General features: G+C 58.3%; 23 protein-coding genes. 12 read left to right on the top strand and 11 right to left on the bottom strand.

Annotated elements, in window-relative coordinates; translation table 11 throughout:
* Positions 1–122: 122 nt before the first annotated feature.
* Positions 123–440 carry a hypothetical protein gene (locus Q0955_RS00810; protein ID WP_283427043.1) on the top strand — a complete coding sequence of 106 codons (318 nt, stop codon included), beginning with the start codon at positions 123–125 and terminating at the stop codon, positions 438–440.
* Positions 441–452: 12 nt separating this feature from the next.
* Here the strand turns inward: Q0955_RS00810 and Q0955_RS00805 are convergent, their stop codons facing one another.
* Together Q0955_RS00805 and Q0955_RS00800 are read right to left on the bottom strand one after the other, a co-directional pair.
* Complete coding sequence (locus tag Q0955_RS00805; RefSeq protein WP_299418760.1) at positions 453–1,193, bottom strand: sulfite exporter TauE/SafE family protein; 741 nt, start codon at positions 1,191–1,193, stop codon at positions 453–455.
* A 75-nt stretch (positions 1,194–1,268) separates the two neighbouring features.
* A complete protein-coding gene (locus Q0955_RS00800) occupies positions 1,269–1,460 on the bottom strand; it encodes a hypothetical protein (protein ID WP_299418759.1) in 192 nt (63 codons plus the stop codon).
* Positions 1,461–1,695: 235 nt separating this feature from the next.
* Here Q0955_RS00800 and mdh point away from each other — a divergent pair, with 235 nt between their 5' ends.
* On the top strand, positions 1,696–2,658 hold the full coding sequence (mdh, locus tag Q0955_RS00795) for a malate dehydrogenase (RefSeq protein ID WP_299418757.1): 963 nt from the start codon (positions 1,696–1,698) through the stop codon (positions 2,656–2,658).
* A gap of 53 nt (positions 2,659–2,711) precedes the next feature.
* On the opposite strand, the gene Q0955_RS00790 is transcribed toward mdh, so the two are convergent.
* Complete coding sequence (locus Q0955_RS00790; RefSeq protein WP_299418755.1) at positions 2,712–3,710, bottom strand: glycosyltransferase family 2 protein; 999 nt, start codon at positions 3,708–3,710, stop codon at positions 2,712–2,714.
* Positions 3,711–4,586: 876 nt separating this feature from the next.
* Here Q0955_RS00790 and sucC point away from each other — a divergent pair.
* From sucC to Q0955_RS00745, 9 genes are all read left to right on the top strand, one after another.
* The gene (gene sucC, locus Q0955_RS00785) at positions 4,587–5,780 is read left to right on the top strand and encodes an ADP-forming succinate--CoA ligase subunit beta (RefSeq protein ID WP_299418753.1); all 1,194 of its coding nucleotides are present in this window, start codon (positions 4,587–4,589) and stop codon (positions 5,778–5,780) included.
* Between the two features lie 3 nt (positions 5,781–5,783).
* Positions 5,784–6,266 (top strand): hypothetical protein, encoded by a 483-nt coding sequence (locus Q0955_RS00780; RefSeq protein WP_299418751.1) that lies wholly within the window; start codon positions 5,784–5,786, stop codon positions 6,264–6,266.
* Positions 6,267–6,348: 82 nt separating this feature from the next.
* The gene (sucD, locus tag Q0955_RS00775) at positions 6,349–7,230 is read left to right on the top strand and encodes a succinate--CoA ligase subunit alpha (protein WP_294116436.1); all 882 of its coding nucleotides are present in this window, start codon (positions 6,349–6,351) and stop codon (positions 7,228–7,230) included.
* 249 nt (positions 7,231–7,479) lie between these two features.
* A complete protein-coding gene (locus tag Q0955_RS00770; protein WP_299418749.1) occupies positions 7,480–10,440 on the top strand; it encodes a 2-oxoglutarate dehydrogenase E1 component in 2,961 nt (986 codons plus the stop codon).
* Between the two features lie 3 nt (positions 10,441–10,443).
* Positions 10,444–11,943, top strand: a complete 1,500-nt coding sequence (gene odhB / locus Q0955_RS00765) for a 2-oxoglutarate dehydrogenase complex dihydrolipoyllysine-residue succinyltransferase (protein ID WP_299418747.1) — start codon at positions 10,444–10,446, stop codon at positions 11,941–11,943.
* Positions 11,944–12,066: 123 nt separating this feature from the next.
* The gene (locus tag Q0955_RS00760; protein WP_299418745.1) at positions 12,067–12,471 is read left to right on the top strand and encodes a hypothetical protein; all 405 of its coding nucleotides are present in this window, start codon (positions 12,067–12,069) and stop codon (positions 12,469–12,471) included.
* Between the two features lie 255 nt (positions 12,472–12,726).
* Positions 12,727–12,996 carry a hypothetical protein gene (locus Q0955_RS00755; RefSeq protein ID WP_164644948.1) on the top strand — a complete coding sequence of 90 codons (270 nt, stop codon included), beginning with the start codon at positions 12,727–12,729 and terminating at the stop codon, positions 12,994–12,996.
* An 84-nt stretch (positions 12,997–13,080) separates the two neighbouring features.
* The gene (gene lpdA, locus Q0955_RS00750; protein ID WP_299418740.1) at positions 13,081–14,475 is read left to right on the top strand and encodes a dihydrolipoyl dehydrogenase; all 1,395 of its coding nucleotides are present in this window, start codon (positions 13,081–13,083) and stop codon (positions 14,473–14,475) included.
* A 66-nt stretch (positions 14,476–14,541) separates the two neighbouring features.
* On the top strand, positions 14,542–15,069 hold the full coding sequence (locus Q0955_RS00745; RefSeq protein ID WP_299418738.1) for a hypothetical protein: 528 nt from the start codon (positions 14,542–14,544) through the stop codon (positions 15,067–15,069).
* Between the two features lies 1 nt (position 15,070).
* Here Q0955_RS00745 and Q0955_RS00740 read toward each other — a convergent pair whose 3' ends face one another.
* From Q0955_RS00740 to Q0955_RS00725, 4 genes are read right to left on the bottom strand one after another with little or no spacing between them, the layout of a single operon-like run.
* Positions 15,071–15,676 carry a pyridoxamine 5'-phosphate oxidase family protein gene (locus Q0955_RS00740; RefSeq protein ID WP_299421001.1) on the bottom strand — a complete coding sequence of 202 codons (606 nt, stop codon included), beginning with the start codon at positions 15,674–15,676 and terminating at the stop codon, positions 15,071–15,073.
* Positions 15,660–16,403, bottom strand: a complete 744-nt coding sequence (locus Q0955_RS00735) for a lysophospholipid acyltransferase family protein (RefSeq protein WP_299418736.1) — start codon at positions 16,401–16,403, stop codon at positions 15,660–15,662. Before Q0955_RS00735 ends, Q0955_RS00740 begins: the two co-directional genes overlap by 17 nt.
* Positions 16,403–17,305: an FtsX-like permease family protein gene (locus tag Q0955_RS00730; RefSeq protein ID WP_299418734.1), complete on the bottom strand. Its 903-nt coding sequence runs from the start codon at positions 17,303–17,305 to the stop codon at positions 16,403–16,405. Before Q0955_RS00730 ends, Q0955_RS00735 begins: the two co-directional genes overlap by 1 nt.
* Positions 17,302–17,979 carry an ATP-binding cassette domain-containing protein gene (locus Q0955_RS00725; protein WP_299418732.1) on the bottom strand — a complete coding sequence of 226 codons (678 nt, stop codon included), beginning with the start codon at positions 17,977–17,979 and terminating at the stop codon, positions 17,302–17,304. The genes Q0955_RS00730 and Q0955_RS00725 overlap by 4 nt, the downstream gene beginning before the upstream one ends.
* Before the next feature lie 144 nt (positions 17,980–18,123).
* On the opposite strand from Q0955_RS00725, the gene Q0955_RS00720 reads away from it, so the two are divergent.
* Positions 18,124–19,305, top strand: coding sequence for a zinc-ribbon domain-containing protein (locus Q0955_RS00720; protein ID WP_299418730.1), 1,182 nt, complete (start codon positions 18,124–18,126; stop codon positions 19,303–19,305).
* Positions 19,306–19,325: 20 nt separating this feature from the next.
* Here Q0955_RS00720 and Q0955_RS00715 read toward each other — a convergent pair whose 3' ends face one another.
* From Q0955_RS00715 to Q0955_RS00700, 4 genes are all read right to left on the bottom strand, one after another.
* Complete coding sequence (locus Q0955_RS00715) at positions 19,326–21,899, bottom strand: TIGR02302 family protein (protein ID WP_299418728.1); 2,574 nt, start codon at positions 21,897–21,899, stop codon at positions 19,326–19,328.
* A gap of 21 nt (positions 21,900–21,920) precedes the next feature.
* On the bottom strand, positions 21,921–23,201 hold the full coding sequence (gene lysA, locus Q0955_RS00710; protein WP_299418725.1) for a diaminopimelate decarboxylase: 1,281 nt from the start codon (positions 23,199–23,201) through the stop codon (positions 21,921–21,923).
* 84 nt (positions 23,202–23,285) lie between these two features.
* On the bottom strand, positions 23,286–23,603 hold the full coding sequence (locus tag Q0955_RS00705; RefSeq protein ID WP_299418723.1) for a DUF2834 domain-containing protein: 318 nt from the start codon (positions 23,601–23,603) through the stop codon (positions 23,286–23,288).
* A gap of 104 nt (positions 23,604–23,707) precedes the next feature.
* Positions 23,708–23,905: a hypothetical protein gene (locus tag Q0955_RS00700; RefSeq protein WP_294116453.1), complete on the bottom strand. Its 198-nt coding sequence runs from the start codon at positions 23,903–23,905 to the stop codon at positions 23,708–23,710.
* Between the last annotated feature and the right edge of the window lie 119 nt (positions 23,906–24,024).

The raw sequence follows: 24,024 nt of genomic DNA, 5'->3' as shown, positions 1-24,024 counted from the left end.
GCTTCCTGTGGGAGGAACGCAAAGACGGTTCAAAAGGACCGCGATCATAAGAAGAGGCGAGAGCTTTGAAATCCATGGCGTGCAAAAGGCGCGCACATGCCTTCTTAATGAGAGGAAACCACATGAAACGCACTTTTTTGACCCTGACGGCCGGTCTTGGCCTTTCGATCTGCGCCACCTCAATCGCCCAGGCACAGAACATGCAACATTGCGCCACCCGCGACCTGGTTGTGGAACGTCTGGCCCAGAAGTACGGGGAATCCCGTCAGGCGCTTGGTCTTGGCACACAGGGCTCCATGGTGGAGATTTTTGCCTCCGAAGATTCCGGCAGCTGGACCATCACCGTCACCATGCCAAACGGCTCCACATGCCTGATGGCGACCGGCCAATCCTATGAAAAGCTTGCCGAAGCTCTGCCGGCCAAAGGTGACGACGCTTGATGTCACACGCCTTTAGAAAAGCGCGTTACAAATCAGTGTCACGCCGGTGATCGACAGGAGCGTATAGGTCAACGCAAAGAAGACCCGCTCTGATACGGCGTGATGCAGCCTCACACCTATCCAGGCTCCCAGCAGCGCGAATGGTGCCAAAACCACACCCGCGCGCAGGGTCTCGGCGGTAAACACCCCGAGGAACGCATAGGGCACAAATTTTGCAATATTAATCACCCAAAACACCAAAACCGTGGTGGCTTGATAGGCGGTCTTGCCCAGCCCTCGAGACAATAGATACACGGCCGCTGGCGGGCCTCCCGCATGGCTAACAAAGCTGGTGAACCCCGCCAAAGCTCCGGCCAAGCCCCCCAAGCGCACAGGCATTTTTTGACGTGTCGCCGCGCGCGGCCACAGCTGCCAAATCACAAAGCCAAGAGAGACTGCGCCCATCAAAAGACGCAACACATCGTCATTGGCCACGCGAAACAGCGCAACACCCCCGACCACACCTGGAATGCCGCCGAGGATCAACACCCGCGCCTCCGGCCAGTGCCATTTGCCCCAATAAGGCCGCAGCGTCGCGAGATCGATCACCATCAACACGGGCAACATCAGCCCCAACGCCTGCGCAGGCGGCAGGATGAGCGCCAGCACCGCCGCGCTGGCAAAAGCCGCACCAGAGCCAAAACCAGCTTTGGACACCCCGGCAAACAACACCGCAATTGGTGCCAGCATCCAGAATGTGAGAGAATCAGTCATAGAAAAACAGGCGCAGCCGATGCCGCGCCTGCCGAAATTTGTGGCCACTCATGCTGCAAAGCAGCGAAAGTGCGATCACTTCCCGTCAAGAATCTTCTTGCGCTGATCTTTGTATTCTTTGTCTGTCACCAGACCTTCTGCATAGGCTTTCTCCAAGGAAGCAAGCTGGTCGCCAACGCTTACGGCTTGTACGTTTGTTGTCGCATTGCCACCGCCACACGCGGACACTGTCATGGCCACCAACGTCAGTGCCATCAGGGTTTTCATGGTTGTTTTCATTTTATTGGTCCTCAAAGAAGCCTGTGATTTATGCCCGCCATCTACTCACAGGATTTGCCGCAAATCAAGCGCGCCAAACCATACAAATTGCGCAAGAAATTTTGCTCCTTATCCCTGTTCAGCTCTCCGCCTACTCGTGAAGCTTCAGCTTCAAACACTTGCGTCAACGCGCATTTCGACTTAAGCCACCCCCCGATAATCAACCGGACCGGAGACTGATCCCATGGCACGACCAAAGATCGCCCTCATCGGCGCAGGTAACATCGGCGGCACGCTCGCCCACCTCGCTGCAATCAAAGAACTTGGTGACGTTGTACTGTTTGACATCGCTGACGGCCTGCCTCAGGGCAAGGCGCTCGATATCGCAGAATCTGGCCCCGTTGAGAAAATCGACGCCGCCATGTCCGGCACCTCCGACTACTCCGCGATTGCTGGTGCAGACGTCTGCATCGTGACCGCAGGTGTGGCACGTAAGCCAGGCATGAGCCGCGATGACCTGCTCGGCATCAACCTGAAAGTTATGAAATCCGTTGGCGAAGGCATCCGCGACAACGCGCCAGACGCGTTCGTGATCTGCATCACCAACCCGCTGGACGCGATGGTTTGGGCGCTGCAGCAATTCTCCGGCCTGCCAGCACACAAAGTATGCGGCATGGCAGGTGTTCTGGACAGCGCACGTTTCCGTCACTTCCTCGCGGAAGAGTTCAACGTCTCCATGCGCGACGTAACCGCATTTGTTCTGGGCGGCCACGGCGACACCATGGTGCCTTCCGTGCGTTACTCCACCGTTGCCGGTATTCCTCTGCCAGACCTGATCGAGATGGGTTGGACCACACAGGAAAAACTGGACGCCATGGTTCAGCGCACCCGTGATGGTGGCGCAGAAATCGTTGGCCTGCTGAAAACCGGCTCCGCATTCTACGCTCCAGCGGCCTCCGCCATCGAAATGGCCGAAGCCTACCTGAAAGATCAGAAGCGCGTTCTGCCATGTGCCGCTTACTGTGACGGCGACCTCGGCGTGAAAGACATGTATGTTGGTGTGCCAACCGTGATCGGTGCCGGCGGTGTTGAGAAAATCGTGAACATCAAGCTCAACAAAGAAGAGCAGGAAATGTTCGACACCTCCGTGAATGCCGTCAAAGGCCTCGTGGACGCTTGCAAAGGCATCGACAGCTCGCTGGCATAAGCCACGCTTGCACTGAATTGAAAAAGGCGCCCTCTGCGGCGCCTTTTTTGTGCTTAGAACGCGGTGGGCACCCGCCCGTCCTGAATGTCTTTGAGCGCCGCATCCACCGCTTCTGGCGTCAGATCCACATTTGCATGTGGAAACACCGCTTTGATCTTGGCGGGCACGTCCACATCAAACGCCTTTCCCCGCCCAAGCAAGTTTAGCAATATCTGTTGCGCCCCGTTGATCTCTTTGACGTGCTGATAAAGGTGATCGAGATACGGTCCGTTGTCGCGGTTGTCCCAAACATCCTGTGCCTGGCGAATACGTGCAGGGTTATGGGGCTTCAGCACTTTGCCTCCCGGCGCCTTCTTGCGCATTTTGTCCAGCCAATGCGCCTTGGTCATGCCGTCAAAATGCAAAATCGCCTGCTCAGAAAACTCGCGTTGCCCCTCATGAACTTTCATGCCCTCGGGCAGTTTCGCGCGGTGCAAGGCCAACGGCAGTCCGGACGACACGCGTGTAAAGGCTTTCCCGTGCCAATACCCCGCCAGGCCTTTTTGCAGGTACTTGGCATGTTTTCCATACAACAATGGCAAAGCTCGGTGAATGCGCGGCGGAAACGGCAACCGAAATGTGCCGGTGAAAATATGCGGCTGCCTACCTCCCCGGCGGTGCACCCTCTCTCCGTTCGGCACCACCACGGTCAACACCTCATCCGGTTGCTTCTGAAGAAAGGCAAACAGAGCACTCTCATTGGTGACATATTCGTCGGCATCAATGTGGGCGATCCAATCAGCCGAGCTTTGCGCCATAGCCGCATCCGCATTGATGGTTTGGCGGATCCGGAAATCCCACGGCCGCTCGCCATTGGAACTTGCCGCCCAATAGGCGGCATTGCAATTGATGATCTGAATTTGGGGATGATCTCCAACAAGCGATTCCAGCTCAGAGTTCGGCGCGTCCAAATGCAGCCAAATCTTGTTAACGCCTAAATCCACATGATGCGCCAGAAACCCCAAAGTCACCGCAGTTGGCTCAAAGGCCGTCGTCACAATATCCCAACGCAAACAACTTCTCCAAATAAATGCCAATCGGCCTATTTACCGTCTCCAAAAATGTGGAGACAGCGTGGCCTGTAAAACAACAATGCGCGCCGGACTGTCAATCACTTCGTTTTGGTTGCGCTGGCCCGCAAACTGCCTACACTTTCTCCATGTATGCGCTTTGCCGCCGCCAATTCTTTTTAACAATCTGATTGAGGCCCCCATGTTCCATCGCCTAGTTCTGCCAGTCGTCCTGATGTCTTTCGCAACCCTCACGGCCTGCGGAAATCACCAAACAACGTCAGATCGAACTGTGCGCGCCGGCCCTCAAAGTGAGCCGCCTGTTTCCCCGGGTCCCAACAGCCAGGTCCCGACACAGGGATATCCAGCAACCGCAGCTTCCTACCCCGTTGCAGCGTGCCCACAGGGGACAACCCTGATGAGCACCCCGGGTGGCGTTACGTCTTGTATGCCAACGTAGCCCGCCCCCTCGCAGGTCACGGCACCACCAACTGCGGCGCTTAGCCACAAAGGCGCGCGCCCCTTGCAATTACCCGCCCGCGCTATTGGTGACGAGGCTGTCACGCCAATGCCCTCCGGGTGATTTGGTCTTATGTCACGTCAAATCCAATACCACAAAGCGGGCGCATCACAGTTTGCGGGCGCCAAACCGTTGGCGGTAACGCGACGCCGCAGTCCGAGTCGCACGCGCATCGCCTTATTTCACAGACATTTTAAATAACTTGTGCGGCTTTCCGCCGAGCAGCTACATTTTGTGATCACACGTTTTGAGACTGTGATCACAAATGAGAAAAAATCCACCATTCCTGTCGAATTTGCTTATCGGCTCGACAGGACTGTGCCAGAACTGCTCCAATCGCAGCAAGATGGGACAGTTCCATGAACATCCACGAATATCAGGCGAAAGCCCTGCTTCGCTCCTACGGCGCCCCGGTGTCCGAAGGCCGCGCCGTTCTCAAAGCAGAAGACGCAAAATCCGCCGCTGGCGAACTTGACGGCCCCCTTTGGGTTGTGAAGGCGCAAATCCACGCAGGTGGGCGCGGCAAAGGCTCTTTCAAAGAAGCCGACGCAGGTGAAAAAGGCGGTGTCCGCCTCGCCAAATCGGTCGAAGAAGCCGCCGAAGAAGCCAAAAAGATGCTGGGCCGCACCCTTGTGACCCACCAGACCGGTCCAGCGGGCAAACAGGTCAACCGCATCTACATCGAAGACGGCTCCGACATCGAACGTGAGCTGTATCTGGCTCTGCTGGTGGATCGTCAGACCTCCCGCGTGTCCTTTGTGTGCTCCACCGAAGGCGGCATGGACATCGAAGAAGTGGCCGAAGCCACCCCTGAGAAAATCCTGTCTTTCTCTGTGGACCCGGCCACTGGCTACCAGCCATACCACGGCCGTCGCGTTGCCTTCTCCTTGGGCCTGAAAGGCGCACAGGTCAAAGAATGCGTGAAGCTGATGGGCATTCTCTACAAAGCCTTCATGGAAAAAGACATGGAGCAGCTGGAGATCAACCCGCTGATCGTCATGCCAGGTGGGTCCCTGAAAGTGCTCGACGCCAAAGTTGGCTTTGACGGCAACGCCCTCTACCGCCACGCGGACATCGTCGAACTGCGCGATGACACCGAAGAAGACCCCAAAGAGCTTGAGGCGTCCAAGTACGACCTGAACTACATCGCTCTGGACGGTGAAATCGGCTGCATGGTGAATGGCGCGGGTCTCGCGATGGCCACCATGGACATCATCAAACTCTACGGTGCAGAACCTGCCAACTTCCTCGACGTGGGCGGCGGCGCAACCAAAGAGAAAGTGACCGAAGCGTTCAAGATCATCACCTCTGATCCAAACGTCAAAGGCATCCTCGTGAACATCTTCGGCGGCATCATGCGCTGTGACGTGATCGCAGAGGGCGTTGTGGCCGCGGTGAAAGAAGTTGGCCTGCAGGTGCCGCTGGTTGTGCGTCTCGAAGGCACCAACGTGGAAGCCGGCAAAGAGATCATCAACACCTCCGGTCTTGATGTGATCGCGGCGGACAACCTGTCCGACGGCGCCGAGAAAATCGTGAAAGCGGTTAAAGGCTAAGTGATGAAAGCTTTCCTTATCAGTTCGTTGTTGGCGTTTTCCCTTCCTCAGGCGGCAGTGGCTTCAAGTTCACTGCCAAAAGAGGTTGCTAATCGTGTCATTCAAGGCAGCGATGCTTGCGCGGCCTTCATGGCTTCGGGAACCAGTACAAAGACGCTCAAGAGCTTGGGCTTCAAAGGGTTTATGGGGAACATGCGGTTTGCTGTTAAAAGGCCCAATGCCCTTGCCCGAACTGAAATTGTCGTTGGAACCCAAGGCAAGAGAGAATGCTTCGTTTCAGTTAATATCTGGACACGTTCTGACCACAAGGAAGCCTTCAAAATTGCTGGAAAGTCGCTGGTTGATAAAGGGTTTACTCGGAAATCTCGAAAAATAAACAGCACGGTTTCGGAGCAATTCTTTCAACTGGGCACCCAAAAGGTGAGTTTGCGTTTCGTCTCGAGCGGATACGGATCGAGCCAGGTCACTTTCGAAAGACAAAGATAGAGTCCGAAGGGCACCAGGTGCCCCTCGCAACAATGGCGAACGAGTCGATTTGCCAAAGTTCTAACCCCAAGGAGACTGCCAAATGGCTATTCTCGTAGACGAAAACACCAAGGTAATCTGTCAGGGCTTCACCGGCTCTCAGGGCACCTTCCACTCTGAACAAGCCATCGCGTATGGCACCAAAATGGTCGGCGGCGTGACCCCGGGCAAAGGTGGCATGGAACACCTCGGCCTGCCGGTCTTTGACTCGGTACACGACGCCAAGGCCAAGACCGAAGCCAACGCTTCTGTGATCTATGTGCCCCCGCCCTTCGCGGCCGACTCGATCCTCGAAGCCATCGATGCGGAAATGGAACTGATCATCTGCATCACCGAAGGCATTCCAGTGCTGGACATGATGAAAGTACAGCGCGCACTGGAAGGCTCTGCCTCCCGCCTGATCGGTCCAAACTGCCCGGGCGTTATCACGCCTGACGCCTGCAAAATCGGCATCATGCCAGGCCACATCCACAAGCGTGGCTCCGTGGGCGTTGTGTCCCGCTCCGGCACACTGACCTACGAAGCGGTAAAGCAGACCGCAGACATCGGTCTGGGCCAGTCCACAGCTGTGGGCATCGGCGGCGACCCCATCAAAGGCACCGAGCACATCGACGTGCTGGACATGTTCCTCAGCGATGACGAGACCCAGTCCATCATCATGATCGGTGAGATCGGTGGTTCCGCGGAAGAAGAAGCCGCAGAATTCCTCGCCAACGAGCGCAAGAAAGGTCGCTGGAAGCCAACCGCAGGTTTCATCGCAGGCCGCACAGCGCCTCCCGGCCGTCGCATGGGTCACGCCGGTGCGATTGTTGCCGGTGGCAAAGGTGGTGCCGAAGACAAGATCGCCGCGATGCAGGAAGCTGGCATCGTTGTGGCAGACAGCCCAGCCGGCCTCGGCGAAGCTGTGCTTAAAGCGATCGGCTAAATGCCTGCCGTCCGGCATATCAACACAAGGCAGCGCCTGACCCAGGGAGGACGTTCCGTGTCCTCCTACGGGGAGGGAACGGCGCTGCCAACAAATTTGCCGAGCTCATAACCCAAAGGTGAACGCGAAAAATTATGTTTCTGCGCAACCTGCGCTAAGTCTTTTGAAACATTCCCGCGTTCATCTACCCCAAGCCAGCCCTATGTGGGGCCAACATAAATCCGGTCCCATCCTTCACGAGGTGCCATCATGACCGAACAGTCGCCAAACGACATCTTCCACGCCTCCTCCTTTATGCAGGGGCACAATGCGGAATACCTCGAACAGATGTACGCCCGCTACGCCGCCGACCCCGCTGCGGTTGACGAAGTCTGGCAGGAGTTTTTCCGCCAGCTTGGTGATGCCGAGCTGGACGTCAAGGCAGAGGCCGCTGGCCCGTCTTGGGCGCGTAATGACTGGCCCCCACAGCCAAATGATGACCTGACGTCTTCCCTGACCGGCGAATGGCCGGAACAGGTTGAAGCCAAGGCCGCTGGCAAAAAGATCAAAGAGAAAGCCGCCGAGAAAGGCGTTGAGGTCTCTGACGAAGCCATCAAGCGCGCGGTGCTGGATTCCATCCGCGCCCTGATGATCATCCGCGCCTACCGTATTCGTGGCCACCTGATTGCAGACATCGACCCGCTGGGCATGCGGAATCAGACCCCGCATCCGGAGCTTGATCCAAAATCCTACGGCTTCTCTGACGCCGACATGGATCGCCCGATCTTCATCGACAAGGTACTCGGTCTCGACATCGCCACGATGCGCCAGATCATGGACATCGTGAAGCGCACCTACTGTGGCACCTTCGCGCTGCAATACATGCACATTTCCAACCCCGAAGAGGCGAGCTGGCTCAAAGAGCGCATCGAAGGGTACGACAAGGAAATCACCTTCACCCGTGAGGGCCGCAAGGCGATCCTGAACAAGCTGGTCGAGGCCGAGGGCTTTGAGAAGTTCCTGCATGTGAAATACATGGGCACCAAGCGCTTTGGCCTGGACGGTGGCGAAAGCCTGATCCCCGCCATGGAGCAGGTGATCAAACGCGGCGGCAGCTTGGGTGTCGAAGAAATTGTCATCGGTATGCCACACCGTGGCCGCCTGTCCGTATTGGCCAACGTGATGGCCAAGCCATACCGCGCGATCTTCAACGAATTCCAGGGCGGCAGCTTTAAACCAGAGGATGTCGACGGCTCCGGTGACGTGAAATACCACCTCGGTGCTTCGTCTGACCGTGAGTTCAACGGCAACGCCGTGCACCTCTCCTTGACCGCCAACCCCTCTCACCTTGAGGCGGTGAACCCGGTTGTCTTGGGCAAGGTTCGCGCCAAGCAGGACCAACGCAATGACGATGCGCGCACCTCTGTGATGCCGATCCTGCTGCACGGCGACGCGGCTTTTGCCGGCCAAGGTGTTGTGGCTGAGTGTTTTGCCCTGTCCGGCCTGAAAGGCCACAAAACAGGCGGCACCATGCACATCGTGGTGAACAACCAGATCGGCTTCACCACCGCGCCACACTTCTCCCGCTCCTCGCCATACCCAACCGACAACGCGCTGGTTGTGGAAGCCCCGATTTTCCACGTGAACGGCGACGATCCAGAGGCGGTTGTACACGCAGCAAAAGTGGCGACGGAATTCCGTCAGAAGTTCCAGAAAGACGTCGTCATCGACATGTTCTGCTACCGCCGCTTTGGTCACAACGAGGGCGACGAGCCCATGTTCACCAACCCGGTGATGTACAAGCGCATCAAAAAGCACAAAACCACCCTGACGCTCTACACCGAACGTCTGGTAAAAGACGGCCTCATTCCAGAGGGCGAGATCGAGGACATGAAAGCCTCCTTCCAGGCCCATCTGAACGAAGAGTTCGAGACCGGCAAAGAGTACAAGCCCAACAAGGCAGATTGGCTCGATGGCCGTTGGTCCCATCTGGACAAGCGCGGCGAAGACTATGAGCGCGGCCAGACCTCGATCAAGCCAGAAACCATGGCTGAAATCGGCAGGTCTCTGTCCTCCGTTCCTGAAGGCTTCCCCGTGCACAAAACCGTGGGCCGTCTCTTGGACACCCGTGGCAAGATGTTTGAAAGCGGCAAAGGCTTTGACTGGGCCACCGCCGAAGCCATGGCCTTTGGCTCACTGCTGACCGAAGGCTATCCGGTCCGCCTCGCAGGTCAGGACGCCACCCGTGGCACCTTCTCCCAGCGTCACTCCGGCATCATCAACCAGGACACCGAAGAGCGCTACTACCCGCTCAACAACATCCGCGCCGGTCAAAGCCAGTACGAAGTCATCGACTCCGCCCTGTCTGAGTACGCGGTACTTGGTTTTGAGTACGGCTACTCGCTGGCAGAACCAAACGCGCTGACGCTCTGGGAAGCCCAGTTTGGTGACTTCGCCAACGGCGCGCAGATCATGTTTGACCAGTTCATCAGCTCCGGCGAAAGCAAATGGCTGCGCATGTCCGGTCTGACCGTTCTGTTGCCGCACGGTTTTGAAGGCCAGGGCCCAGAGCACTCCTCTGCCCGCCTTGAGCGCTTCCTGCAGATGTGTGGGGGTGACAACTGGATTGTGGCGAACTGTACCACGCCAGCCAACTACTTCCACATCCTGCGCCGTCAGCTGCACCGCACCTTCCGCAAGCCGCTGATCCTGATGACACCAAAGTCCCTGCTGCGTCACAAGCTGGCCATTTCCGAAGCAGAAGATTTCACCGATGGCTCTTCGTTCCACCGCGTGCTCTGGGATGACGCCCAAAAAGGCAACTCCGACACCACGCTGGCCAAAGACAAAGACGTCAAACGCGTCGTCATGTGCTCAGGCAAAGTCTACTACGACCTGCTCGAAGAACGCGACGCCCGTGGCATCGACGATGTCTACCTGATGCGGATTGAGCAATACTATCCGTTCCCGGCCCACTCGCTGATCAAGGAGCTTGAGCGCTTCAAAGATGCGGAAATGGTCTGGTGTCAGGAAGAGCCCAAGAACCAAGGTGCCTGGTCGTTCATCGAGCCCAACATCGAATGGGCCCTGACCCGCATCAAAGCCAAACACACCCGTCCGGTATACGCAGGCCGCCCGGCCTCCGCCTCCCCTGCCACCGGACTGGCAAGCCAACACAAAGCCCAACAAGCAGCGCTGGTGGATGCCGCGCTCTCCATGGAAGGAAATTGATCCATGACCGAAGTTCGAGTCCCTACCCTTGGCGAATCCGTCACCGAAGCCACCGTGGCCACCTGGTTCAAAAAGCCGGGTGATGCGGTTGCCGTGGACGAAATGCTCTGCGAGCTGGAAACCGACAAAGTGACCGTCGAAGTGCCAGCCCCTGCTGCGGGTGTTCTGGGTGAGATCGTGGCTGCCGAAGGCGACACCGTGGGTGTTGACGCGCTGCTGGCCAACATCACTGCCGGCGAAGGTGCCGCACCTGCGCCCGCCGCTGCCGCTGCTCCTGCCGCCGCAGCCCCAGCATCCGGTGGTGGTGACGCGGTTGACGTGATGGTCCCAACACTGGGCGAGTCCGTAACCGAAGCCACCGTCTCCACATGGTTCAAAGCTGTGGGCGACACCGTGGCTCAGGACGAAATGCTCTGTGAGCTGGAAACCGACAAGGTCTCCGTAGAAGTCCCAGCGCCGGCTGCTGGTGTTCTGTCTGAAATCGTTGCACCGGAAGGCACCACCGTAGATGCTTCCGCCAAACTGGCCGTGATTGGTGGCGCATCTGCCTCCGCAAGCGCCGCCCCGGCAGCTGCGCCTGCAACTGCTGCCGCTCCTGCGGCGTCCGCAGATGTGGAGAACGCTCCCTCCGCCAACAAACTGATGGCGGAAAAAGGCATTGCCGCAGCTTCTGTCACTGGCACAGGCCGCGACGGCCGCATCATGAAAGAAGACGTCATGAAAGCCGCTCTGGCCCCGGCCCCTGCCGCACCGGCACCAGCCCCAGCTGCTGCACCTCGCGCTCCGGTCTCTGCTGACGACGCCTCCCGCGAAGAGCGCGTGAAAATGACCCGTCTGCGTCAGACCATCGCCAAGCGTCTGAAGGAAAGTCAGAACACCGCCGCGATGCTGACCACCTACAACGAGGTCGACATGGGCGCGGTGATGGATCTGCGCAAAGAGTACAAAGATGCCTTTGAGAAAAAGCACGGCGTGCGTCTGGGCTTCATGTCTTTCTTCACCAAAGCCTGCTGCCACGCGCTGAAAGAAGTGCCAGAGGTGAACGCAGAAATCGACGGCACCGACATCGTGTATAAAAACTTCGTGCACATGGGTGTGGCCGCTGGGACCCCAACCGGTCTGGTTGTGCCTGTGATCCGCGATGCCGACAGCATGTCTTTTGCCGAGATCGAAAAAGCCATCTCCGAAAAAGGCAAACGTGCCCGTGACGGCAAGCTTTCCATGGCGGAAATGCAGGGCGGCACCTTCACGCTGTCTAACGGCGGTGTCTACGGCTCCCTGATGTCCTCCCCGATCCTGAACCCACCGCAGTCCGGTATCCTCGGCATGCACAAAATTCAGGACCGTCCGATGGCAATCAACGGTCAGGTTGTGATCCGTCCGATGATGTATCTGGCCCTGTCCTACGATCACCGCATCGTAGACGGCAAAGGCGCCGTGACCTTCCTCGTACGCGTGAAAGAAGCGCTGGAAGACCCACGCCGCCTGCTGATGGATCTGTAAAAATCGTGACCGACCGCCCCCAACATAGGGCAACGCCTGACCGCGGGTGGGTGCTAAAAGCGCCCGCCCATGGGGACGGTCGGGCGCTGCCCGTGCCACACGTGGTCCGAGCGGAGGGATGAGATGAAATCAGTCCAAACCTCCCAAATACTCGTTGTTGTGGCGCGATTGTTCTTAATCGCCATCTTGCTTGAGCGCCTATGGCCATACTTTTACTTGGCGACGGTCAGCAACTCCCTGGAAGGATACTTGGCGCTTGTTGACCGACAAGGCGCTCACTTTGCGGTACTGACTATGATCGTCCTGCTTGTCATTCTCCGATGGTCAAAAACTATCGTCGCGACAGTGTCAGCCATGTTTGCAATCGCCGGGCTGCACGACGCAATCGTATACGGGATCGACCTCAGCAAAAGCTACCAGCTAAATGACTTGTTTTGGGGCACTTGCTTCGCTGTTGCTGCAGTGCTTTTGAGCATCGCAATCTATCTTGAGAAACGGACAAATGCCTCGGCTCAGGAGAATTGCTGAATGTCGAACTCCATTGGCCGATCGACTTCTTCTTGCCCCAAATATCCCGGGGTAGAGGCATCACAGATGCCTCAGGGGCAGCGCCCCTTCCCTCACTTCGCCACCCAAATCCCCACCTCCGCGATACAGACGCAATACCGACGCTATGCAGACGTGCAAAAATCGCCCAAACTGCCCCTATTGGAGAGACGCGCATTTCCCCTGCCCGCCGCTGGCCCCGCGCCGCGCGAGATGCAGGACATAGGAGGATAGACCATGCCCACCCATGTGCTCTGGCAAGCTGATGTTGCCGATTTTGACGCCTGGCTCACCGTCTTCCGACAGGACGCCGCCAACCGCAAAGCCGCCGGGATTGTGGACCTCAACGTCTGGTCCGATCCCGACCGTGAAAACCACGCCATCGCCCTCTTTGCCATCATTGACAAAGACCAGGCCCGCGCCTTTTTTGAGAGCGAGGAACTGGCCATGCACATGGAGCGCGACGGCATCACCAACGTCACTGTTAAACTGTTGAAACCCGAATAAAGACCAACCATATCAATCTCTTGTAGTGAGATTTTCTACAACACGGGGCATCACGCCCCTGCAATAGACCAAGGAAACACACCTATGGCTCAATACGACGTCATCATCATCGGCGCAGGCCCTGGCGGCTATGTGTCTGCAATCCGCTGTGCACAGCTGGGTCTGAAAACCGCCATCGTGGAAGGCCGCGAAACGCTGGGCGGCACCTGCCTGAACGTGGGCTGTATCCCGTCCAAGGCGCTGCTGCACGCGACCCACATGCTGCATGAGGCCGAGCACAATTTTGCCGACATGGGCCTGAAGGGCAAAAGCCCGTCTGTGGATTGGACGCAGATGAAGGCTTACAAGACTGATGTTGTTGGACAAAACACCGGTGGCATCGAGTTCTTGATGAAGAAGAACAAGATCGATTGGCTCAAAGGCTGGGCGTCTATTCCAGCCGCCGGTCAGGTCAAAGTTGGCGACGATGTGCATGAAGCCAAGAACATCGTGATCGCGTCCGGCTCCGTACCGTCTTCCCTGCCAGGTGTTGAAGTCGACAACGACAAAGGCATTGTGGTCGACAGCACCGGCGCATTGGACCTGCCAAAGGTACCAAAGAAAATGACCGTGATCGGCGCGGGCGTGATCGGCCTGGAACTCGGGTCTGTGTATGCCCGCCTCGGCGCGGAAGTGACCGTGGTGGAATACATGGACGCGGTCTGCCCGGGCATGGACGCCGACGTGCAACGCACCTTCAAGCGTATCCTTGAAAAACAAGGCCTTAAGTTCATCATGGGCGCGGCTGTGCAGGGCGTGGACGCCACCAAAACCAAAGCCAAAGTGCGCTACCTGCCTAAGAAAGGCGGTGACGAAGAGGTTGTGGACGCGGACGTGGTGCTGGTTGCCACCGGCCGTAAACCTTTCGCCGAAGGTCTGGGTCTGGACGCGCTTGGCGTGAAAATGACCGAACGCGGCCAGATCGCCGTGGACGGCAAATGGGCCACCAACGTGCCGGGCATCTACGCCATTGGCGACGTGATCGAAGGCCCGATGCTGGCCCACAAAGCCGAAGACGAAGGCATGGCGGTTGCCGAAGTGCTGGCTGGCAAGCACGGCCACGTGAACTACGGCGTGATCCCGGGCGTGGTCTACACCACCCCAGAAGTGGCCACCGTCGGCGCCACCGAGGCCGCACTGAAAGCCGAAGGTCGCAAGATCAAGGTTGGCAAGTTCATGTTCATGGGCAACGCCCGCGCCAAAGCCGTGCATCAGGGCGAAGGCTTTGTGAAAATCATCGTCGACAAAGAAACCGACCGCGTGCTTGGCGCAGCCATCATTGGCCCGGCAGCCGGCGACATGATCCACGAGCTCTGCGTGGCCATGGAGTTTGGCGCCTCTGCTCAGGACATCGCCCTGACCTGCCACGCGCACCCAACCTACTCCGAAGCGGTCCGCGAAGCCGCACTGGCTTGCGGCGACGGCGCAATCCACAGCTAAGCTGTTCACCCAGAACAACAAAGGGCGCCTTTCAGGGCGCTCTTTATTTTGAGAGGAACACAGCTTTTGATAGATCGCGAGAAGCTGACGGGAGTCGTCTTGGGCGGATTGGTGACTGGCCTCTTAATTTCGGCAATAGCGCTGATACCGAAATCAAGGGCTGCGCAGATTGCCGAGTTCTTTGAAGAAATCTGCATTTCAAATCACTACGCACAACCAACCGAATCGCTGGCGGCTTGGGGGTTTGAAGCGGTGAAAGACACGGATGGCTCCCCCCTGTGGGTGCATCCATTTACAGCCACTTTTCTTAAACTCGAACCGCGCAGATGTGGGCTGGATACCCTCGCCCCTTTAGCGCTCAGCGAAACTCAGGCAAGAGAATTACTTCGCCTACTGGAGGCGATTGTAAAACGACGTTTCCCGGAACTCACGTACGATCCCAATGCGCAGATGGGATCTGTGCACAAGGGGGGGGCCAAGGGTCCTCCTGCACATCCAAGCCGCTGGGGAGTGTTCTTTTTCGCCTATCCAGATTGGCAAGAAAGCGCTGGCAGCACCTTGTTTCTCGTCGCGCCGCAAGGTGAGCCTCTATAACTCACCACATTGTCTTCGCCGCGCGCGCCGCCCAGCCCTCGTCGTAGGGCGTGCCGCCCTCGGCCCCATCGGTCTGCTCGGCCAATATCTGCCCCACGGTGGGCAGGTCAGCACTCTCATGCTCAGACGTCCACAATCCCGCCCGCATCACTGCCCGCGCACATTGCGTGTATATCTCGCCAATTTTGATCACAATCACCGCGCGCGGATGTTTGCCCTGCACCTCAAAGCTCTCACAAAGCACCGTATCCGTTGTCACCTTGGCAAGCCCATTGACTCGCACCACATTGTTGGAGCCCGGCACCATGAACATCAGCGATATGCGCCCATCCGCCACGATGTTGCGCAGCGTATCGATCCGGTTGTTCCCGCGCCAATCCGGCATCGCCAGCGTGTGGTCATCCAGCTCGCGCACCACAGGGCCATCGTCCCCGCGCGGGCTGCCATCGGTGCCCTCCGGCCCCACCGTCGACACCACACAGAACCGCGACGCCATGATCCACTTGCGATAAAGCGGCGTCATCTTCTGCGCCACCTTATTGACCGATGCCGAAGCTGGCTGTCCGTAAATCTCTTCTAATTCGGAAAGATCACTGACGTACTGCATCCGGCTCAAACCCCGCTTCCACCATCAACGCGTTGGACTTGGTCTCAATCACCTCTTCCAACCGCGCCATGAACTCTTTCTGATCCGCACCCTGCTCAATTGGGTCCAGAAACTCCACCACGGCCAGCCCCGGCTTGCGCAGCATCGTGCCTTTCGGCCAGAACATACCCGCATTGGTCGCCACTGGCACCGCCGTCTGCCCAGTCTCTTTATAGAGTACGTAAGGGCCAACCTTATAAGGCACATGTTCGCCAACAGGCACCCGCGTGCCCTGCGGATAGATCACCAATTGGCCTGGCGGCACCCGGCCGCTTTCCACATCTGCCAGCATCGCCTTGATCGCCGCGCCGCGCTTACCACGACGCACAGGCACACAGCCCAGTCGCCACGCGTAGACCCCGATAATGGGCGTGAACAGCAACTCGTATTTCATGATGAAGCGCGGCTGCGGCACCGCTTTGAAGATCATCATGATATCAAGAAAGGACTGGTGCTTCGCAGGCACCAAAACCGCACCACTGGGCACCTCGCCACGCACCTCAGACCGAATGCCCACCAGCCAGCGCGCCGACCAGATCGCCCAACTGGCATAGGTGTTACACGCCGCCATGGCTCCTTTGGAAGACAGCAAGGCCCAGGGAAAGAAAACAATCCCCATCGCCAGCATCACAACCGCATTCTGAACCACATAGATGATCGACATCACCCATTGAAACGCCAAGCGCATCAGGTCAACTCCCCTAGTGTACGTCGTGCCGCCGCACCGGTCGCCACATAAGCCACCACGGCGGCAAGGACTGGGATCAGCCCCAGCAGCGCCCAGCCAAACCCTTGAAAGCCCAGGCCGGTCAAAAAGCCACCGCTCTCTTGTGTCGCCGGCAACAGGAACACCGCCAAAGCCCCAAGCGCCGTGCCCACAGCCGCGCCCAGCAAGGCACGCAGGGTAAAGCGGCGCACAAAGGCCCGCGCAATGTAACTGTCCCGTGCGCCAATCAAACGCAGCACAGAAATCACCTGCGCATTGGCCGCCAATGCTGCATTGGCCGCCAAAGTGATCATCGCTGCCGTTGCCGCCCCAATCAGACCAATGGACACCCAACCAAGCAGACGCAGCCGCCCAGCTGCGCGCTCAAGCGGTTTGCGCCAGCGTGTATGGTCATCTAACACCGCACCTGGCACTTCAGCTTGTAGCCGCAGCCGCAACCCCGCGCCGTCATAGCCCTCCTCGCTCTCCACAATCTCAATGAGTTGCGGCACTGGTAGGCTATCAAGCGGCAAGTCCGGTCCAAACCAAGGCGCCAACAGGCTGCGTTGCTCATCCACACTCAAGGCCCGCGCCGAAGCAATCCCCGGAGTGCTCTCCAGCACGGTCAAGACCGCAGCCGTCTGCGCCGCCATCTGTTCTTCCGGCGCGGATATGCGCAAAGTCGAACTCTGTGCCAACTCATCGCCCCACCGCGTCGCCAATCGGCCCGAAGCCAGCGACAAAGCCAAAGCAAACACCGTCAGAAACGCCATTGCGCCAGCGGCAAACAACGTCAAGCGGGCCGTAAACCCAGTGGGCGGCACCACTCGGTCCGCCTGCGCGTCCCCGACGATCAACTTGGACAATTGCAGACCTTTGCTCATAGATCCGCCCCAGCCAGTTGCAACTTGCGCCCCGAAATCCGCAGCACCCGCGCCTGCACATGATGCTTGGCAGAGCGGATCAGGTTCAGATCATGGGTCGCAATCAGGATGGTCTTCCCCATCTTATTCAGCTCCACCAGAAGCTGCAGCAACCGCTGCGACATTTCCCAATCCACGTTGCCAGTTGGCTCATCTGCAAGGACGACATCTGGCGACATGATCACGGCGCGCGCCAATGCTGCGCGCTGGCGCTCCCCGCCCGACAGCTCCGGCGGCAAAGCGCTGGCCCGGTGCCCAAGGCCCACCCAAGTCAGCAGTTCTTTCAGGTTAGAGTGCTGCTCAAGGGAGTCACGATCAGACACCGTGAGCGGCAACGCCACATTCTCGCGCACCGAGAGATGGTCCAGAAACTGGCAATCCTGATGCACCACACCAATCTGGCGACGGGTCATTGCGTGATCTTCCCGATCCATTTCCCGCACATCTTTGCCAAACAGTTGCACCTGTCCGGCCGTGGGGCTCAATGCACCGTAACACAGCTTTAAAAACGTGGTCTTTCCGGACCCCGATGGACCGGTCAAAAAATGGAAGGATCCGGGTGCCAGCTTCAAGGACACCTCGCTCAACAGCTCACCGCCGCCATAGCTATACGCAATATTGTCTAGTTCGATCACCTGAGACCTCATTTGTCCCGATTGTTGTGCACGAGCATCGCCTTGGTTGCAATCTGTTCCACGCAGCCTTTGCACTTTCACCAAGCGATGTTTCAGAATATGGTTCCTGAATAAAAGCAAGAACTTCGACAGCAGGGGACGAGTATGCGGCTAACTTGCCCAAATTGCGGCGCCCAATATGAGGTGCCGGACGACATCATCCCAACAGGCGGACGGGATGTGCAGTGTTCCAACTGTGGCAACACGTGGTTTCAGGTCCATGCCGACATGCAGGCGGAAGTCCCGGTAGAAGAGGCCGTCGCTGATGTCGTTGCTGAGACACCGGAAGAGACCGAACAAGCGCCCGCCGCACCTGAAGCAACGGATTTTGAAGAGGTCGAACCTCCTGAACTCTCCATTGAGGCGGCTCCTGATGAAGAGCAGGATTTCTTCACGCCCCAGGAAGAAGAGGAAAACGCCGACGATCTGGATCTTGGCGGTGACGATTGGGATTTGGAAACAGACGACAGCTGGGCGGAATCCGACACCGACGAAGCCACAGAAACACTTGAGCCCATAGATGACGCGGCCGAGGTCGCGGGCGACACATCCGAGCCGGACCCTGAGGCGGACTCTGCCGAAGAGGACGCGGGATCCGCCGTCGAACCGGAGCCCGTTGCTGCGTCTGAACCTGAGGTTGAACCAGAACAGGAACCAGAGACCGCCGAGGAAGCTTTGGAGGAAGCGCCAGCTCCAGCTCCCAAGCCCCGCGGTCTGGACGACACCGTCAAGGATATCTTGCGCGAAGAGGTGGAGTACGAAACCCAGGCACGCGCTGCCGAGCAACCTCAAAGCTTAGAGACACAAGGCGATCTTGGCTTGGATCAAGGCGAAGATCGTCCCGCTGAAACAGACCGCCGAACTGGTGAAGCGGCTGCACGTTTGCGCCGATTGCGTGGTGAGGACGACAACGCCACTGCAGCGGCTGTGGCTGCCACCGTGCGCAGCAGCAAAGACACCCGGCGCGATTTGTTGCCCGACATTGAGGAAATCAACTCCACCCTGCGCACCACCGGTGACTCGCCACGCAATCCGGATTTGGGACAAAAGTCGGCAAACAAGGCCAGCCGAGCCCGCGGTTTTCGGTTGGGTTTTGCGCTGGTACTCCTGATCGCGGGAGCGGCGGTGTTTGTGTACAGCTCACACGCCAGTCTCAGCCAGAATTACCCACAGGCCGCGCCTTACATCGACAGCTTTATGAGCTCCGCAAACGGCGCACGTATTTGGTTGGACGATCAAGTCACCGGTCTGTTTTTGAAACTCAACGCGTTAACTGGACAGTCCTAACCGACTGTCCTTCGCGGCGCTTAGAAACGCTCGAGCAGACGTTCCAAATAATTGCGCTCTGACTCGGAGCGCTCTGCATCCCCGGCGCGACGGCGGATTTCATCCAACAAACGTCGCGCCTGCCGATACACATCCTCACCCTGCAGCAGCCCCTCATCGGTTCCCGCCGCCCCGCGATTGCCTTGGCTGCGGCCAAGCGGGTCTTGAGATTGGCCCTGTGCTTCCGCTGTGCCTTGCTGCCCCTGCTGCTGTTGCTGCGCCATGGCTTCGCCAAGGTTGCGCAACCCTTCGCGCAGCGCATCCATGGCTTCTGCCTGCCGATCAATCGCTGTGGCCAGATCATCTTCGCGCAGGGCTTCCTCTGCACCTTCCATCGCGCCCTCGGCATTGCCCAAAGCTTCCCGCGCCGCATCCCCTTCGGGCGTACCCTGCCCGGGCAAGTTCTGCATCTGGCGGTTCAATTCCTGTCGCAAGGCCTGCTGGCGATCTTCAAGTGACCCTTGCGGGCTCTGCTGATCCCCACTGGATTGACCGGTCTCCCCGTCGCCCTCACCATCACCGTCGCCTTCCCCACCGGTGCCATCATGCGCCTGACCACGCCCTTCGCCACCGCTATAGCCTTGGTTCTCTTGCGACTGACCACTTTGAGCACCCGGGTTGAATTGCTCCTGCAACTCACGGAAAGCTTCGTCCGATAGCCCTTGCTGGTTCCGGAGCGTATCCGCCAACCCTTCCATGGCCTGCTCACCTTGGTTCTGTTGCCCCTGCCCTTGGGTGACGCGCATGTTCTCCATCAGTTGCTGCAACTCTTCCAGCGCCTGTTGCGCCTCAGCCATGCGGCCTTCTTCCATCAGCTCCTGAATGCGATCCATCATGCGCTGGAGATCATCTTGGGACATCTGCATGGAGTTCTCAGCATTTTGCTGATCCTCACCCTGCTCACCATTCTCCTGCTGGCGTCGTGCCAACTCGCGCATGTAGTCCTCTGTAGCCTCTCGCAGCTCCTGCATCAGTCGCGCAATCTCGGCATCACTTGCGCCATTCTTCATCGCTTCCGACAACCGCTCCTGCGCCTGTCGCAACCGCTCCGCCGCGCTGCCAAGGTCACCATCTTCCAAATTCAGCGCCAATTGCCACAGCGCCTCGGCCAGTTCTTCACGCTTCTCTTCGGACAGCCCGTGGCGCACGTTCACTTCCAACCGCCGCAGGATGGTCCGGAACCGCAGGTAATCCGTCTCCCGCCGGAACACGCCATCTTCGGGCCGGTGCGACACCGCCCGCATCAACTGCGCCACGCGTTTTCCATTCTCCCGCGACCACAGCAAATCCCGCCGCATCTCAATCACTGCCGCCGCCAACGGATCAAAAAACCGCCGCGCAGGCAGCTCAAACCGCAAATCTCCGGATTGCCCTTCAAGCCCTGCGTCATCCTCAACGGTCAAGGTAACCTTGACCGGCAAATGCGCCCATGGATGCTCGGAAAAGTCCTCAATCAAGGTCTCTTCAAACGACGCCCGGTCGCCAGAGATCGGCAAAGGCAACTCGACCACCACCGCCTCGCGCGGCTCAGGATCGATCCGCAATCCGTACTGCCGAGACACACCGTCCAGATCCAACTCCACAACCGCTGTGCCGCCAACCACGCCATAATCATCTGACGCATGAAACGGCAGGGTCATCTCACCACGACCGGAAGCCTCAACCTGCCCGCTCAAAAACACTTTCGGCGCGCGGTCGTCCTGCATCACAATATTCCACGCCGCCCCACCCGGCCCGGCAATTTCCAAATCCCCGGTCTGGCGTACATCAAAACTCTGTTCCGGCTGCGCCGCGCTCTCAATCGCCCCAACCCGACCGGACACAGTCTCCGCCACGGTCAACGCCCCCACTTCGCCGTAAAGCCGCAGCAAAACCCGGCTGCCCTCCGGCAACACCAGCTTGCCCGCAGGCTGATCGTTCAAATAGAGCGCTGGTTTGCCGGTGTAGCTCGGCGGCTCAATCCAACCTTCCCAAGTTGGTCCGCTCGCCAAAGCAGCCCCGCCTCCCGGCCCCAACTCCCGCACCGACGCCAGATTGGAAAATGACCCGCCGACAAAGGCAATCATCAGCAAAAGGATCGCCGTATAGCGCAGCCCAAACGGGTCTAACCGCGAAATGCGCAAATCCGGCTGCACCGCTTTGGCCCCTTGGGTGCGCGCTGCCATGCGTTTCTGGTGTGCCGCCCACAGGGCCTGTGACGCCACATCATCTTTGCCCACCGCCGGCACATCCTGAAGTGCGGCAATAGGCCGTCCAGGCAATGTCGCATCCAGCCGCGCAATTGCCATGTCTCGGGACGGCAACACCAACTGCCGCGCCCCGCGCGCTACAAACACAAACATCCCCGCCGCTGCCAAAAAGCCGCAAATCCAGATCATTTCCAACGGCAGATGATCCTGCACGCCCACCATGAGTGCGGCCAGCACCACAAAGGCGATGGTCCACACCGGCCAAAACGCACGCGTGAATGATTCTGCAAACAGACCCAAACGGGTCAGGCCAATGACCCACCGAAGGTGCAACAAGGCTGCATCTGAAGAGGTTTGACGGGTCACGGCGCTCCTATCGGTTATCTCTTAGTCGCTGGTTTCGTCCAGCCACTCCGGGATGCTATCGCGGTTTATCATCTCTTCATAGGTTGGACGTCGGCGGATAACCGCAAATTGATCATCTTTCACCAGCACTTCGGGGATCAGTGGCCGCGTATTGTACTCGCTCGCCATGACCGCGCCATAAGCCCCGGCACTGCGGAAAGCGATCAAATCACCGTCCTCAAGCTGCGCCATGTTACGTCCCTTGGCAAAGGTGTCGCCAGATTCACAAACCGGCCCCACGATGTCGTATTGCGCAGGCTCCTGCCCTGGTTCTGCCTCAACAACCGGCACAATATCATGGTGCGCCTCATACATCGCCGGACGGATCAGGTCGTTCATCGCCCCGTCGACAATCAGGAACTCACGATCCTCACCGGACTTCACGTAAATCACCTTGCAAACCATGATACCCGCGTTGCCTGCGATCAAACGGCCCGGTTCAATCTCGATCTCACAGTTCAGATGGCCCAGCACGCGCTTCACCATCGCGCCATATTCCACCGGCAACGGCGGCGCAGAGTTGGAGCGTTCATAGGGAATGCCCAAGCCACCGCCCAGATCCAGCCGCTTGATGTCGTGCCCTTCGGCCCGCAACTGCTCGGTCAACTCGGCCACTTTTTTGTAGGCCGCTTCAAACGGCTCCAGCTGGGTCAGCTGGCTACCAATGTGCACATCAATGCCAATGACCTTCAGGCCCGGTAAAGACGCCGCCAACGCGTAAACCTCTTTGGCGCGGCTAATGGGAATCCCAAATTTATTCTCGGATTTGCCGGTTGCAATTTTGGCGTGGGTTTTGGCATCCACATCCGGATTCACCCGAATGGTGATCGGGGCTTCAAGACCCAAACGGCTTGCAACGGCGCTGATGGCCGCCATTTCCGGCTCACTCTCCACGTTGAACTGGCGAATACCACCAGTCAGCGCCAGCTCGATTTCGTCTTCGGTTTTGCCGACACCGGAGAACACAATCTTGTCGCCCGGCACACCCGCGGCCTTGGCGCGTGCATATTCGCCGCCCGACACCACATCCATGCCCGCGCCCAGCGCGGCCAGAGTTTTCAGGATCGCCTGATTGGAGGCCGCCTTCATCGCGTAGCACACCAGGTGATCCGTGCCTTCCAGCGCCTCATCAAACAGACGGAAGTGACGCTCAAACGTCGCAGTAGAATAACAGTAGAACGGCGTCCCAACTTGCGCGGCAATTTCCTTCACCGGCACATCTTCGGCAAACAACTCCCCGTCGCGATAAAGAAAATGATCCATAGTGCCGTCTCCTGCGTGCCGCTAGCGTAGTTCGGTCTCCCTCATACGCCGCGGCACAGCGCCGATCAATGCTCCTAAGCTGACTTACTTCACCGGTTTTGCCCGCAGGAACAGATAAAGCGGCAAACCGCAGCTCACACCAATCATCCAAGTTGCCGGAATCGCCAAAAGCGCAATCCAATTACGCCGCACCCACACCTCTACCAAAATCCAAACGTTTAGCGTGATGGCGGAGATCACTAAGTCCCAATACAGTCCAGTCACCGCATTGTTCGCTTTCCACAGCGCGACCATAGCCTGAAGGTCCAAGCCGTTCTCGGCAATCCAGGGCCCAAAATACATCATCGGATGGATCGCGCCCCAAATGGCCAATCCCAGAAATACCCAGCGCAAAAGTGACATGTGTTCCCCAATCCCAAAAAGTAAGCGGCACCACAGGTACGGCGCCGCCTTTGCTTCGGATCAGAATGTCCTGATTAGGGACGTGCTTTCAAGGGGCTAAGCCCTTAGCAGCCATACCAGCGACAGCCACCGCCAATTGAAATGCTCACGGTACCGTTGGTCACACCCACGCTGCCGGATGTGTGCACCCCGTCAGAGCCAATTCCGATATTGGCGTTGGCACGGGGCGTCCAGGGCTCTCCATCCACGCCACAAGCGGAAACAACAGCCAAACTCAAACAGGCAAAAACAACGCGGAACATGTGGGGTCTCCCATGGCAGCAGCGTCAACAGGACCAATTGCACCCCCCGGTGCAAATACCGTCGACGCGTCCACCATACGGAAAAACAGCTAGGATTGAAAAGGGGAAACACTGCCCTC

Origin of the sequence: uncultured Shimia sp. (genome assembly GCF_947493595.1) — a bacterium.
In the GTDB taxonomy this organism is placed as follows: domain Bacteria; phylum Pseudomonadota; class Alphaproteobacteria; order Rhodobacterales; family Rhodobacteraceae; genus Shimia.
This window is presented reverse-complemented; position numbering and strand designations above follow the sequence as displayed.